This window comes from Paraburkholderia sp. GAS33, assembly GCF_050436645.1.
Taxonomy (GTDB): domain Bacteria; phylum Pseudomonadota; class Gammaproteobacteria; order Burkholderiales; family Burkholderiaceae; genus Paraburkholderia; species Paraburkholderia phenazinium_B.
In genome coordinates, this window is record NZ_JBNDMP010000004.1 from 436,083 (window position 1) to 450,805 (window position 14,723).

The 14,723-nt window shown below is 61.6% G+C and carries 12 protein-coding genes; 10 read left to right on the forward strand and 2 right to left on the reverse strand.

The features are described 5' to 3' along the window. Positions 1-15: 15 nt before the first annotated feature. Entirely contained in the window at positions 16-303 is a 288-nt protein-coding gene (locus P3T24_RS15510; protein ID WP_429435811.1) for a hypothetical protein, read from the reverse strand. A gap of 830 nt (positions 304-1,133) precedes the next feature. Between P3T24_RS15510 and P3T24_RS15515 the strand changes: the two genes are divergently transcribed. Beyond that, positions 1,134-3,674: a hypothetical protein gene (locus tag P3T24_RS15515; protein WP_429435813.1), complete on the forward strand. Its 2,541-nt coding sequence runs from the start codon at positions 1,134-1,136 to the stop codon at positions 3,672-3,674. Between the two features lie 120 nt (positions 3,675-3,794). Further along, positions 3,795-4,247 carry a GDP-mannose mannosyl hydrolase gene (locus tag P3T24_RS15520; protein WP_074265101.1) on the forward strand — a complete coding sequence of 151 codons (453 nt, stop codon included), beginning with the start codon at positions 3,795-3,797 and terminating at the stop codon, positions 4,245-4,247. 77 nt (positions 4,248-4,324) lie between these two features. On the opposite strand, the gene galU is transcribed toward P3T24_RS15520, so the two are convergent. Then, complete coding sequence (gene galU / locus P3T24_RS15525; protein ID WP_074265102.1) at positions 4,325-5,218, reverse strand: UTP--glucose-1-phosphate uridylyltransferase GalU; 894 nt, start codon at positions 5,216-5,218, stop codon at positions 4,325-4,327. A gap of 250 nt (positions 5,219-5,468) precedes the next feature. On the opposite strand from galU, the gene P3T24_RS15530 reads away from it, so the two are divergent. From P3T24_RS15530 to P3T24_RS15565, 8 genes are all read left to right on the forward strand, one after another. Next, positions 5,469-5,837 (forward strand): hypothetical protein, encoded by a 369-nt coding sequence (locus tag P3T24_RS15530; protein WP_174567531.1) that lies wholly within the window; start codon positions 5,469-5,471, stop codon positions 5,835-5,837. 319 nt (positions 5,838-6,156) lie between these two features. Beyond that, positions 6,157-7,080 (forward strand): LysR family transcriptional regulator, encoded by a 924-nt coding sequence (locus P3T24_RS15535; RefSeq protein WP_074265104.1) that lies wholly within the window; start codon positions 6,157-6,159, stop codon positions 7,078-7,080. Between the two features lie 28 nt (positions 7,081-7,108). Continuing rightward, positions 7,109-7,783, forward strand: a complete 675-nt coding sequence (locus P3T24_RS15540) for a response regulator transcription factor (protein ID WP_429435816.1) — start codon at positions 7,109-7,111, stop codon at positions 7,781-7,783. Positions 7,784-8,067: 284 nt separating this feature from the next. After that, a complete protein-coding gene (locus P3T24_RS15545) occupies positions 8,068-11,319 on the forward strand; it encodes an efflux RND transporter permease subunit (protein ID WP_429407655.1) in 3,252 nt (1,083 codons plus the stop codon). Next, a complete protein-coding gene (locus P3T24_RS15550; protein WP_429435819.1) occupies positions 11,309-12,526 on the forward strand; it encodes an efflux RND transporter periplasmic adaptor subunit in 1,218 nt (405 codons plus the stop codon). The genes P3T24_RS15545 and P3T24_RS15550 overlap by 11 nt, the downstream gene beginning before the upstream one ends. Next, entirely contained in the window at positions 12,519-14,006 is a 1,488-nt protein-coding gene (locus P3T24_RS15555; RefSeq protein WP_429435822.1) for an efflux transporter outer membrane subunit, read from the forward strand. The genes P3T24_RS15550 and P3T24_RS15555 overlap by 8 nt, the downstream gene beginning before the upstream one ends. A gap of 152 nt (positions 14,007-14,158) precedes the next feature. Further along, entirely contained in the window at positions 14,159-14,431 is a 273-nt protein-coding gene (locus P3T24_RS15560) for a DUF4148 domain-containing protein (RefSeq protein ID WP_074265109.1), read from the forward strand. 61 nt (positions 14,432-14,492) lie between these two features. Further along, the gene (locus tag P3T24_RS15565; protein ID WP_429435825.1) at positions 14,493-14,648 is read left to right on the forward strand and encodes a hypothetical protein; all 156 of its coding nucleotides are present in this window, start codon (positions 14,493-14,495) and stop codon (positions 14,646-14,648) included. The last annotated feature ends 75 nt before the right edge of the window (positions 14,649-14,723 follow it).

The window sequence follows — 14,723 nt, forward strand, 5'->3', positions numbered from 1 at the left end:
TGATTTTCTAACTTTTTAATAACATTGCACTGCATCATATCCACGCCGAAAATCGCCGTTGATGACAGTGACCGAAATGCGCGCGATGTTGGCGGATTGCGTCGCTATATATAAATTCGCAAAATAGAAATCGATGCGAACGTACAACAGCTTGGCTAATCGCGACATTTGACTCATTGATATCCTTGTGCCGCATTTTAGCGGAACGTATAAAACATCAGATGAATCAAAACGGTCTACTGGACGAGCGCAAGCCGGTACGGCAGGCGAAATTGCCGGTGAAACGGCAATGTTGCTCTGCATGTGAAAGGAGTCCGCGGAGGAATCCTCGTACGATGGCCTGTTTTGAACTTTATGATGCATCGCACCAAGCACGTCGCGTACCAGCCTGATGTGGCGGGGGATTGCGGGGAGCAGCACCTCGCCGTGCTGTCCCGGACGGCGAAAAACGTTTCAAAGGTGAAATTGATTGAAGGAGCCAGATCGGCTTTAAGCAATTGGAACGAAGAAGTGAGGTCTTTATTATTTTATGAAATCGCCGGCAATACCCTATTTACAGCCCACAACCGGATTTGTTTCAAAACCGTACAGAGTTCGGAGGTGTCGAAAATGTTTCAATATTGAAACGCCATGCAAATTCAATAAGTCTGATCTATTCGTCCGACCGGATTTCGAATCGGCGCCGCATAAGCGGCCAGTTATGACGAGAGCGTTTCATCCGGGTAACTATTTCGCTCGTCAGACGATTTATTCCGACGAGCGCAAGCATCTATTACTGATTAAAAAACCGGCGCGATCACAGCATTGCATATTTTGTCTGTAAGCTCGCGCGGATTGCACAACGCGCGACGTTTATTGCTCCGATGACCTGGAGTTTGTCGTGGCGTACCAGGTACGCGTCCCCTATGCTGAGATTTGACACCACAAGCGGGCGTACGTCGGCGATGAGGGTGCTAACGCTGCACCACGTTGAAGAATCGCTGCACCGCGCGTGGCACGGCCGAAGACAATACGCGAGCTGCGTGGTGTAGCGCACTGGACGGGGTTTTATCGTGTGCCTGAATGATGTGAGTATTGCTTCCGCCATGTTCACGGCGCTACTCGCGCGCCGCTGCGTCGTTCTTCGGACCACCATGAGACACACACCGTCCTCGCAGCACGAGCTTGCGCCATCTGTGTCCCTCTTTCGGCGTGGCGGATTTTCACTGACGACGCTCGCGCTTCGTCTGATGGTGGCGCTCACCATCGCCGCCTGCAGCCAGCACGATGTCGCTGTGAACGCGGCCACGGAAAACGACCCGCAAGCCCCACAGGCGTCATCGGCGCAGACGGCCAGCCCGGCGACGCTGTGCGCAGCAGAGCGCGGGTTTTGCCGCTTCTCCGGCACCGAACAGGTTCGCTACGGCACCTCGAACCGCTACGTCGTGCTCACGCTCACCGGCGGCAAGCCTTGCAATAACAGCGTATTCGGCGACCCGGCACCGGGCTCGCAAAAGAGTTGCTGGATCGTGCGCACCTCGGCGACGAACGCCGCGGCGCCACCGAACCCAGCCGCAACGCTTGTCGCAGACGGAACCGATGCCCGCTCTCAGGATCCGCCACCGGCCGCCACCGCCGCGCCCCACCGTGCCGCTATCACCTGGACCGCGTGCGCCAGCGAGCGCGGCACGTGTGCTTTCTCAGGTACGCACGACGTCAAGTACGGCAGCGATTCAAAATATGTCATCCTGACCTTTACCGGCGGCACGGCGTGCGACAACACCGTGTTCGGCGATCCGGCGCCCGGCGCGCAAAAACGCTGCTGGTACGACAGCGGCGTGGCGCCGGCACCCACGCCGACATCGATCATCGCGACGCCTGGCAAGAGTGCGCTGACCTGTGGCGCACCGTCCGAACCGGCCAACGCGGCGGCCGACGGCCCCGCCATCGAAGCGGATACACCCGGCGGCGACGGTACGCGCATGTTCGCCAACGGTCGCCCCTTCGCGGTGGAACTCACCACGCGCGCCAGGCAGCGCGACACACTCGACTGGCAGATTCTCGATACCTGGAGCAACGTGCGCGCATCCGGGCAATTCCAGGTCGCGAGCGGCCCGCAGGTCGTCACGCTCAATTGCGTATCGACGCTCGCCGGTTACTTTGCCATCTCCGCGAGCCTGAGTTCGGCCGGCGCAGACCTGCCGGCTCGCGGCACGCGGCCGGTCGGCATGGCGAGCTTCGGCGTTCTGCCCGATCTGTCTGGCGTCATCACTCCCCCCACCTACGCGCGTGAGGACCTGCACCGGTTCGGCGGCCAGGGCTCGGCCTATGTGACGCCCGGCCAGCACTGCTGCTCGGGCGACGGCTACCGGCCGCTCTACCCCGATCTGGGACTGCGGTGGGTCAACGATAACCGCAACTGGTACATGATGGAGCCGAACGGCCCGAACACCTTCAACGCCGCGTCCTATCCGCTCGCACCGTTCCTCAAGGGCGGCGATCTGCTGCGCCTGATCCAGCTGGACGGGATTCCCGCATGGGCGAGCCCCACGCACGTTGCCACCCACAGCTATCTGCCAGTCTCGGTGCCGGCGTATCAGGCCTTCATGACCAAGGTCGGCCAGGAGTCGAACCAGGTGCGCACCCAGCACTTTCCGCGGCAATCGCGCAACTACTATCAGGTGACGTGGGAGCCCGATTACAACAGCGGCTTACCCTGGAAGGACACGGACGCCAATCTGGTCGCGCTGTATCAGGCCACCTGGCAGGCCATTCACGCAAGCGACCCCAATGCCGTGATCATGGGCACCACCAACGCCTCGGTCGCCACCAATACCGAATGGCTGCAGCGGCTCCAGCCGCTCGGCATCGCGAAGTACCTCGACGGCGTGTCGATTCATGGCTACTACGACGTCGGCACCACGCCGTCGCATCCACCCGAGCGGCTCGTGGGCGACAGCGATCCCGCCAAGGCGGCCCAGTCGCTGCCTGCGACCATGCGTGCGCTGCGCCAGCAGATTGCCTCGACGCTCAAACCCGGCGCGCGTCTGTTTGTCACCGAAACCGGCATCAGCTACGACATCGGCTCGAAATATGGCCCGAACTATCCGACGCCGAACGTGCTGTACGCCCAGGGCGCGCTGGTCGCGCGCACGCATCTGATCCTGCTCGGCGAGGGTGCCGATGTGACCTATCTGTTCTATGCGACCGACTTTCCGGACCAGGCTGGTTATGGACTGTTCTTCGATCTCGCCGATCCGCAAGGTGGCTACGGGCCGTCCGCCATCAGTCCGAAGCCCGCGGCCATGGTCACCGCTGCGATGACCCGCCTTATCGACGGCACCAACACGCTCGGCCCGCTCAACAATCTGCCGGCCGGTGTCTATGCGTATGCGTTCCAGCAGTTGAATAACGGCGCGGTGGTCACGGCCCTATGGACCCATAACAATGCAGACTGGAACGCGAGCAAGGGCTTCAGCGCAACCTATCAGGTGCCCTACAGCCTGCAGGTCGACGCGCCGGGCAGCTCCGGCCAGGTGACGGTGCTCGACATGATGGGCAATCCGTCGAGCCTGCCCTACAGCAACGGCGTGGCTGCGCTCACGCTGTCTGAGGCGCCCATCTACGTGATTTCGACCAACGCAGGCGTCGCTCGCGCCAACGTCACGACGCCGGCCGGTTACGTCGCGCAGTGAGCTTGTCCTGATGCGCAGAGAGTTCGGCGCATTTGGCAGGGATGCCGCTGGCGGATGCGCCGGCACGAAACGCTAGACTGAGATCTGCTCGCGCAGACGACTGAGGAGATCGACGCTACCATGCTTGCCCGCCCCGAATTCCTCGACGTCGTTCGCCTGACGCCGCTCATCTCGATCGACCTCATCGTCGTCGACGACCAGGGACGGGTGCTGCTCGGACGGCGCGTCAACCGCCCCGCGCTGGGCGCGTGGTTCGTGCCCGGCGGAAGGATCCACAAGGACGAATCGCTAAGCGGCGCATTCAGCCGGATCGCACGCGAGGAACTCGGGCTGGAGAATCAGTCGCAGAATGCGGCCTGCTTTCGCGGCGTATTCGAACATCACTACGACGAAAACTTCGCCGGCGCGGCCGATATCTCAACTCACTACATCGTGCTCGGCTATATGTTGGTGCTGCGCGAAACTGCGCGTATCGGTCGCTTCGAACAGCACAGCGACTACGTCTGGATGACGCCGTCGGAACTGCTGGCCTGCAGCGACGTGCATGAGAACACCAAGGCGTATTTCCGCTAAGAAAACTTAGAAGCGCTTAATACACAAGCACACAAGCGCGGCTGCAGGTTTCTCAGCCGCGCATTGTCACACCCGGCTCATTCGGCCATCTCCAGGCTATCTGCCGCGAGTTTTGCATTCAGATAAGCTTCAAAGCCCGCTTTCACCTCGGGATGCCTGAGCGCGAACTCAACCGTCGCCTTCAGATAACCGAGCTTGCTGCCGCAGTCGAAACGCTTGCCGTGGTAGCGGTAGGCGAGCACCTGTTCGTCGGCGAGCAGCGACTGGATCGCATCGGTCAACTGGATCTCGCCGCCGGCGCCCGGCTGCGTCTTGCGCAGATGCCCGAAAATCCCCGGCGTCAGCACATAACGCCCCACGACACCTAGATTCGACGGCGCCCGCGCCGGTTCGGGTTTTTCCACCACGCCCGACATGCGGAACACGCGGTCGTCCCACGCCTTGCCCTCTATCACGCCGTAGGATCGCGTTTCCTGCGGCTCGATCTCTTCCACGCCGATCACCGAACAGTGGTAATGGTCGAAGACGCCGATCATCTGCGTCAGCACGGGTGGGCGGCCGTCGATCAGATCGTCGGCCAGCATCACGGCAAACGGCTCGTCGCCGATCAGCTTCTCAGCGCACAGAACCGCATGGCCGAGGCCGCGCGGCTCCGACTGCCGCACATAAAAGCAATCGACGTGGCTCGGCTTGATGCCGCGCACCAGAGCAAGCAGATCCTGCTTGCCACGGGCCATCAGTTCGGCCTCGATCTCGTATGACTTGTCGAAGTGATCTTCGATTGCGCGCTTGCCGCGCCCCGTGACGAAGATCATTTCGGTAATGCCGGCGGCGATCGCTTCTTCGACCGCATACTGGATCAAGGGCTTGTCGACGATCGGCAGCATCTCTTTGGGGCTGGCCTTGGTGGCGGGCAGAAATCGCGTTCCCAGTCCGCCAACGGGAAAAACCGCTTTATGAACGTTGCGCATTTTCTTCACTCCCCTTTCGTGTCGTTGTTTCCGGTTTCCCGCTATGTGAATCCGAGCCTATTCCGCAGCTGTCGAAATTACCTGCCAACTGTTCGCCGTTTCCCGCCGCCGGTGGCGAAGCCAGCCTATACCCGGTCACGCGTTACTTAAATTAAGTTTCATCAAACGATTGCCCTGTTTCAGCCAACGCGCGCGGCCGCCGATCCATAATTTCCTCAACGTGATACGTATTGAGGAGCCGGACATGCCGATGAGCATCGAGATGATCAACGAGTACGGTGACAATGCAGTACGGGTTGCCGTCGACGACAATTCTGTGCTGCTGGCGGCGAGCGAAGTCGACGCGGTCATCGAGCGCCTGAGCCTGCTGCGCGCCGCGATGCGGCCTGAAGTGCCGAAAGAGCCGTCGCGCACGCACCAGTATGTAATCGAAATGGATCCTTGCTGGCACACGGAGAAACATCCGCTCTATGACGGCGCCGTGCTGTTCATGCGACACACCGGTCTCGGCTGGGCCGGCTTTGCGCTGCCCACGGCAAGCCTCGCCAAACTTAACGACGCCTTGTCGAAGCATCTCAAGCAGCTGGAAGTGGAAGAGGCGCACGCGCTGATGAATTAGGGCGTTGCAACGATTTGTTCCGCTTTGTGCAGCAATGTATTTCAAAGTTCGTCTCCACTGCGCACATGCGACACCCTATACTGACCTTTCCGCATCACTGCGGTCTTTTTCAAGATCTCCTTACAGCGCGGCTTGTCCGCGCTTTTTTTTGCCCGTCGCTTTTGCAAGGCGACCCGCGCACCGCGCCTCCGACGCGCGCAATGTATCCACGCAGTTCATGAACATTGCACAAAATTAAAAAAGACTTAATCAAGCTGGCAGTGCCATGTTATCTGCGGGCGCCCATGATGCACGCATCGTCCTTTCCTAGTGTACGAACATGAACCAGCTACAAGCGATGCGTGTCTTCACACGCGTAGTCGATCTCGCCAGCTTCAACCTGGCCGCGAGACAACTGGGCATGTCGGCTGCCGCCGTCACGCGCAGTGTCAGTATGCTCGAGGCGCATCTGAACATGCGCCTGCTCAACCGCACGACGCGCAGCCTGTCGCTCACGGAAGTGGGCAAGGAGTATCTGGACGGCTGCCGCACGATCATCGAAAAGCTCGATGAAATGGAATCGAACCTCGTGCAGACCACCCGCGACCCGCGCGGCACCTTGCGCATCGCCACACCCATGACCTTCGCGACCTCAGGGCTCGGCAACCTGCTCGCCTCCTATCGAACGCTGCATCCGCGGGTCGATTTCGACATCACCACCTTCGACACGCATATCGACATGGTGGAAGGCGGCTACGACGTATGCTTCTCCGACGACCGCCGCCTCGCCAGCTCCACACTGGTGAGCCGCACACTCACGAGCATCGAGGAAGTCACGGTCGCTTCGCCGTCGTATCTGGCTCGCCACGGCACGCCGCGCGACCCGGCCGCACTGAATCGTCATGGCTTGCTGACGGTCTCCGACGGCACCTCGCGGACCTGGGAATTCGCGGATGCCGACGGCGTCTACCGCGTCAACACCGGTAGCGCATTGACGGCGACCAGCAGCGCGATGGTGCGGGTGGCCGCTCTCAACCACATGGGCATCGCGTTGCTGCCGCTGCCGTTCGTTGACGAAGACCTCGCTCACGGCACGCTCGTGCCGGTGCTCGAAGAGTACCAGGTGAATGGCGGTCCGCGTCATGTGTCGATCCTGTACTCGGGCCGCAACTATCTGTCGATGAAGGTGCGCAGCTTTATCGACTTTGCTGTGAGCCAGTATCGCGCACCCGACAAGCAGGTCGCGCTGCGGGTCGTCGCCTGATGGCCCTGAAGAAATACGCTAGCGAACCATGCCGAAGATACTGACGATCGAAGACGATGAACTGATCGCGGACGATATCGTGCGCACGCTCACATCGAGCGGTTTCTCGGTCGACGTGGCCCGCACCGGCCGCGAAGGCATGGCCAAGGTCATGGCAGGCGAATACGACGTCGTCACGCTCGACCGTATGCTGCCGGATCTCGACGGTCTGACGATCGTCGCCACCATGCGCGGTGTGGGCATGGAAACGCCGGTGCTGGTGATGAGCGCGATGTCCGATGTCGATCATCGCATACAGGGGCTGCGCGCCGGCGGCGACGACTATCTGACCAAGCCGTTCTCGGCCGACGAGATGTTTGCACGCGTGGAAGTACTGCTGCGGCGGCGTCCGCGTAATGCCAAGGCCGAGACCTTGCTGCGTACCGGTGCGCTTGAGCTCGACCTGGTGCGCCGACGCGTCACCCACGGCAGGCGCGAACTCGAACTGCAGCCGACCGAATTCCGCGTCCTCGAATTCATGATGCGTCATGCAGGCCAGGTGCTGACGCGCACGATGATTTTCGAAGCGGTGTGGGGTTGCCGCTTCGATCCGGGCACCAACCTCATCGACGTACACGTGGGGCGTCTGCGCAAGAAGGTGGACGTGCCGGGCGAGCGTCCACTGATCCGCACCATTCGCGGCTCCGGCTACCTGTTCGGTTGACGCGCAAACGCGTCGCCTCCCTCTCCCCTCTCATCGAACACAGCGTGCCCCATGCGGCGCGCTGTGTGTCTTTGCACATGATCGCGCTGCCGCACGGCTAACGCATCGTCACCGCACCGTGAATTTCGTCATGCCTGGCAACTAAAACTTGTTTCATTTTTTTAGTCGCAGGGTGTTAGGGCCTGCTCTACAGAATACCGACATCGGGTAATCCACCAGTGGGATTTGCCCTAACCGACTGACGCCGCCGAGTCATCGCGCCATTCTGAACGGAGCAGCTTTCGATGTTAAAAATAGTCCGGCTAGCGCTAACGCGGCCTTACACGTTCATCGTGCTTGCGCTGCTGATCGTCCTGATCGGCCCGCTGTCCGCGTTGCGCACGCCAACCGATATCTTCCCCGACATCCGTATTCCGGTGATCAGCGTGGTGTGGAACTACGCGGGCCTGCAACCGGACGACATGGCCGGGCGCATCGTCACGTATTACGAGCGCACGCTCGGCACCACGGTCAACGATGTTCAGCACATCGAATCGCAATCGTTTCGCGGCTACGGCATCGTCAAGATATTCTTCCAGCCGAACGTCGATATTCGCACGGCCACGGCGCAGGTCACCTCGGTTTCGCAGACCGTACTGAAGCAGATGCCGCCTGGCACGACGCCGCCGCAGATCCTCAACTACAACGCCTCGACCGTGCCGGTTCTGCAACTGGCGCTCACCAGCAACACACTCGACGAACAGAAGCTCGCCGACTACGCGACCAACTTCATCCGTCCGCAACTACTGAGCGTGCCCGGCGTGGCGATTCCGACCGCCTATGGTGGCAAGACCCGCGAAGTGCAGATCGACCTCGACCCACAAGCGCTGCAGGCGAAGAAACTCTCCGCGCAGGATGTCGCCGACGCATTGGCCCAGCAGAACCAGATCATCCCGGCGGGCACCGAGAAGATCGGTAGCTTCGAATACAACATCAAGCTGAACAACAGCCCGCTGTCGCTGCAGGAACTGAACAACCTGCCGATCAAGACCGTGGACGGCGCAACCATCTATATTCGCGACGTCGCCCACGTGCGGGACGGCTATCCGCCGCAGACCAACATCGTACGCGTGGACGGACACCGCGCGGTACTGATGAGTATCCTGAAGAACGGCTCGGCCTCCACGCTCGACATCATCGCGGGTGTCAAGGCGCAACTGCCGCGCATCGAGGAGACGCTGCCACCCGGGCTCAAGCTCGTTACGATGGGCGATCAATCCACCTTCGTGAAGGGCGCCGTGAGCGGTGTGGCGCGCGAAGGCATCATCGCCGCGGCGCTGACGTCGCTGATGATTCTGCTGTTCCTCGGCAGCTGGCGCTCGACGCTGATCATCGCGGCGTCGATTCCTCTCGCCGTGCTGGCAGCGATTGCCGGCCTCTCGGCGATGGGCGAAACGCTCAACGTGATGACGCTAGGCGGTCTTGCGCTTGCGGTCGGGATTCTGGTGGACGACGCCACCGTCACGATCGAAAACATTAACTGGCACCTCGAGCAAGGCAAGGATGTCAGAAGCGCGATCATGGATGGCGCCGCGCAGATCGTCGGGCCGGCGTTCGTCTCGTTGCTGTGTATCTGTATCGTGTTCGTGCCGATGCTGCTGCTGAACGGCATCGCCCGCTTCCTGTTCGTGCCGATGGCCGAAGCGGTGATCTTTGCGATGGTGGCGTCGTTTGTGCTGTCGCGCACCTTCGTGCCGATGCTCGCGCAGTATCTGCTGAAGCCGCATGCGTCGGGCGGTCACGCCTCCGGCGAACTGGCGGCGGCGATGGAACCGCATGGCGGCCACCACCACCCACCCGCATCGCGCAATCCGCTGGTGCGCTTTCAGCGGGGCTTCGAGCATCGCTTCGAACGCGTGCGCGCGGTGTATCGCATCGTGCTTGGCCTCGCGCTGACCAACCGCAAGCGCTTCGTGGTTGGCTTTCTGATCGTGGTCGGCGCGTCGTTCCTGCTTGCGCCATGGCTGGGGCGCAATTTCTTTCCCGACATCGATTCGGGCGAAATCTCGCTTCATGTCCGCGCGCCGGTCGGCACGCGCATCGAAGATACCGCCGCCGAGTTCGATCACATCGAGAACGCCGTGCGCAGTGTAGTGCCGCCCAATCAACTCGGCAGCATCATCGACAACGTCGGGCTGCCGAACAGCGGTATCAACCTGACCTACAACAATAGCGGCACTACGGGGCCGAACGACGGCGACATCATGATTTCGCTGAACGAAAATCATGCACCTACCGCCGGCTATGTGAAAACACTGCGCAAGATCCTGCCGCGCGAATTCCCCGGCACGACCTTCTCGTTTCTGCCGGCCGATATCGTCAGCCAGATTCTGAATTTCGGCTCACCGGCGCCGATCGACCTACAGGTAGCCGGGCCGAACCAGGATGCCAACCATCGTTACGCCAACGAAGTGATGCGTCGCATGCGCCTGATTCCGGGCATTGCCGATACGCGCATCCAGCAGGCGTCGACTTACCCGCAGTTCACCGTGGCGGTCGACCGGTCGCGCGCAGACGAACTGGGCATCACCGAACAGGACGTGACCAATTCCGTGGTAGCGAGCCTCTCTGGCACGAGCCAGGTGTCGCCCACCTATTGGCTGAATCCGCATAACGGTGTGTCGTATCCGATCGTCGCACAGACGCCGCAATACCGCATGGAGTCGCTCTCGGCGCTGAACAATTTGCCAATCACTGGCAAGAACGGCCAGTCGCAGATTCTGGGTGGCATTGCGACGATCGAGCGCGGCGTCGGCGATGCCGTCGTCTCGCACTACAACATCGAGCCGCTCTACGACGTATTTGCAACCACCCAGGGGCGCGATCTGGGCGCAGTCGCAACGGACATCCAGCACATCCTGCATGCCACGGCGAAAGACGTGCCGAAGGGCTCGACGGTCACCTTGCGCGGCCAGGTCGAGACGATGAACAGTGCCTTCCTCGGACTTTCGCTTGGCCTCGTCGGCGCGATCGCATTGATCTACATGCTGATTGTCGTCAACTTCCATTCGTGGTCCGATGCATTCGTCATCGTCACCGCGTTGCCTGCTGCGCTCGCCGGGATTGTCTGGATGCTGTTCACCACGCATACGCCGCTCTCAGTGCCGGCGTTGACCGGCGCCATTCTCTGCATGGGCGTGGCCACGGCCAACAGCATTCTGGTGGTGAGCTTCGCACGCGAACGCCTCGCGGTCACGGGCAACGCGCTGGTCGCAGCAATGGAAGCCGGCTTCACACGCTTTCGCCCGGTGCTGATGACCGCGCTCGCGATGATCATCGGCATGGCGCCGATGGCGCTCGGTCTTGGCGACGGCGGCGAACAGAACGCGCCGCTTGGACGCGCGGTGATCGGCGGCCTGATCTGCGCGACCTTCGCCACGTTGCTGTTCGTCCCGGTTGTGTTCAGCCTGGTGCACCGTCGCGATGCGGCGAAGCACCCTCCTGTCAAAGACAAAAATCATCCTACTTCCGAAACCGGAGCCCTCCATGTCCACTGAGATCGAGATCAATTCGCCCAAGCGGCTACGTCATCTGAAGCTGGTTGGCATCGTCGTGCTGCTCGCTGCTGCGGGGATCGTGACAACCGGCATCTTTACCCGCGTGCACGCCAAACAGGAAATGACCGCGTGGTCTGCCGCGCAGGCCATTCCGACCGTCGCCGCGCATACGCCGGGTCGACAGGGCGCAACGCAATCCCTGGTTCTGCCAGGTCATCTGTCCGCCTTCGTCGACGCACCCATCTATGCGCGGGTGCCGGGCTATCTGCATGCGTGGTACGCGGATATCGGCACGCATGTGAAGGCCGGGCAACTGCTCGGCCTGATCGATACGCCCGATCTCGACCAGCAATTGCTGCAGGCCAAAGCCGACTTGCAGGACGCGCAGGCGAACGAAAAGCTCGCGGCATCCACCGCCAAACGCTGGACCGAAATGCTCAAGCAGGATTCCGTCTCGCAGCAGGACACCGATGAGAAGACCGGCGACCTGGCTGCCAAGCAGGCGATCGTGGCAAGCGCCCAGGCGAATGTGAACCGTCTCGAAGCACTTGAATCGTTCAAGCGGATCACCGCGCCGTTCGATGGCGTCGTCACCGCGCGCAAGACCGATATCGGCGACCTGATCAACGCAGGCGGCGGTGACGGTCACGAACTGTTTACGGTCTCCGACGCGCGTCAGTTGCGGGTGTATGTCAGCGTGCCGCAAAGCGACGCTGCAGCCATCAAGCCGGGCATGACGGCAACGCTGACCATGCCCGAGCGTCCCGGGATGACATTCGAAGCGAAGCTGCTCGACACCGACGATTCGATCACACAGTCTTCGGGCACGCTGCTCGTGCAACTCGAGGTGGATAACCAGAACGGCCTCCTGATTCCGGGCGAATACACCGAAGTCCACTTCGCAATGCCCACCGACCCTCATGCGCTGCTGGTTCCAGCCAGCGCGTTGATCTTCCGGCAAAGCGGCTTGCAGGTGGCGGTGGTCGGCAAGGACGATCACGCGATACTCAAGCCCGTCACCATCGCCACGGATCTCGGCACCCAGGTCGAAATCGGCTCGGGCCTCGACGCCAGCGACCGCGTGATCGACAACCCGCCCGACTCGATCGCCACAGGTGACGCGGTGCGAATCGCGGCGGCGCATGCCGCCAACCCATCTTCCACGTCGCTCGCCGACCATGGCGACGCGGAGCGCGCCCATGGCTAGGCTCAAGTTAAAGCGCAGCCTGTGCGTAGCGCTGGCCGTCAGCGCACTGTTTAGCGGCTGCTCGTTCGCACCGGTCTATCAGGTGCCGCCCACGGCCATTCCGACGGCCTTCAAGGAAAGCGGTGCCTGGCAACTGGCCAAACCCGCCGATCAGGTGCCGCGCGATGGCTGGTGGCAGGTATATCGCGACCCGGTGCTCGACAAGCTCGAAGTGCAGGTGGCGGCGGCCAATCCGGACGTCGCTGCTGCAGTGGCGCGCCATGACGAAGCCGTCGACTATCTGGCGCAGGCACGCTCGGGCCTGTTCCCGACCATCGGCGCGCAGGCCAATGTCTCGAGCAACCGGCAATCGGAGAACCGGCCGTTGCGCGGCTCCGGCGAACCTTCGGTGTATGGCTCGAACACGGTCGACGTCGGCATCAACTACGACCTCGATCTGTGGGGCAAGGTGCGCAACGAAGTAGCCGCAGGCCAGGCGGCCGCCCAGGCAAGCGACGCGGATCTCGCCTCCGTGCGTCTGAGCTTGCAGGCGAGCCTTGCGGACGCCTACTTCAATCTGCGCGGACTCGACGAGCAGCAACAACTGCTGGCGGACACGATTACCACCTATGAACGCGCCTTGCAGCTCACGATGAGCCGTCACGCCGGCGGCATTGCTTCGGACCTCGATGTATCGCGCGCGCAGACGCAACTCGCTTCGGCGCGTGCCGCTGCCGAGGACGTCAAGGCTCAACGCGCACTGTACGAACACGCCATTGCATCGCTGACCGGCGTGCCGGCGTCGTCGTTCTCGCTCACAGCATCGACCGGCCTCGCCTATCTGCCGTCCATTCCAACCGGCCTGCCCTCGGCGCTGCTGCAGCGGCGTCCCGATATCGCCGCTGCCGAGCGGCGCGCGGCTGAGGCGAACGCAAAGATCGGCATCGCCAAGGCGGCGTTCTTCCCGGACGTTTCGCTGGGACTCGACGGTGGCTTCCAGAGCGACACGCTTTCGCCGTGGATCATGGCGCCCAACGAAATCTGGTCGATCGGTCCGAGTCTCGTGATGACCCTGTTCGACGGCGGCCGCCGCGAAGCCATGACGCAGGAAGCGCGTGCAAAGCTGGCGGAAAACGGCGCGAAATACAAGGCAGCGGTGCTGCTCGCGTTCCAGCAGGTCGAAGACAATCTGGCCCAGCTGCATCATCTTGGCGATGAGGCGACGCAGCAAGACGAAGCGCTCACCGACGCGCAACGCACCTTGAATCTCTCGATGTCGCGCTATCGCGATGGAACGGTCAGCTATCTGGATGTGGTGACCGCGCAGACCACTGAACTGAATACGCAGATCCTCGCGTTGAACGTGAATACGCGGCGCTTACTGGCTTCGGTGGGACTGATCGACGCGCTGGGCGGCGGATGGTCGGCGGATCAGACTGCGGTGGCAGCCGCGCCGGCTACGCCGGTTCAGGCAAAGGCGTTATCCGCTGCACGTGGATAAATTTCTTTTCACGTTTAGATCGTCGAACCGCTATCCCCCGGCGACTATCCTTCTAATCAACCGGGCAGCGAATTCTTTACTTCGCTTTTAACTTCGCGCCGCGGTCAAGCAACCCGATATAGACCGACCACTAATTCGTAAGGACAACCAACATGAAATACCTGATGATCGCTATCGCTTTTGTGGGCGCCACGGCTACCGCTTCCGCTTTCGCGCAAACCAGCGCATCGACCACGCAGCAACCGGCCGCTTCGGCACAACTGGCACAGAACTCGAACTCCACCGTCGAGCAGGCCGGCCAATGGGTTCCGCCGTATGGCGAGGAACAGGCCCCCAAGACACGTGCGCAGGTCTACCAGGAACTGGTGCATGCTGAACAGGATGGCCAGATGCAGTATCTCAACTCGACGATCTACGAACACTAAGGCTAGCGGAATAGACGCCGCTGCGCGCGCTGTCCATACCGCTTCACGCCGGATCAAAGCCATGAAAGCCCGTACCGTACTCAAGCGCGCCGTAATTTACGCGCTCGCCGCCGCCACCGCCGGACTGCTGCTATCCGGCTGCGCGGCGCCTGGCCCCGACGCCGCCAACGGCTGTGTCGGACCGCCCGGCTTCTGCACACCGTATTTCGGTTCATGAGCGTCAGCATGAACGACACGAGCGCGCTCCCCAAACGGGTTAGCGCGTTCGTTTCATTGCGGCTTCGTCTTAAGA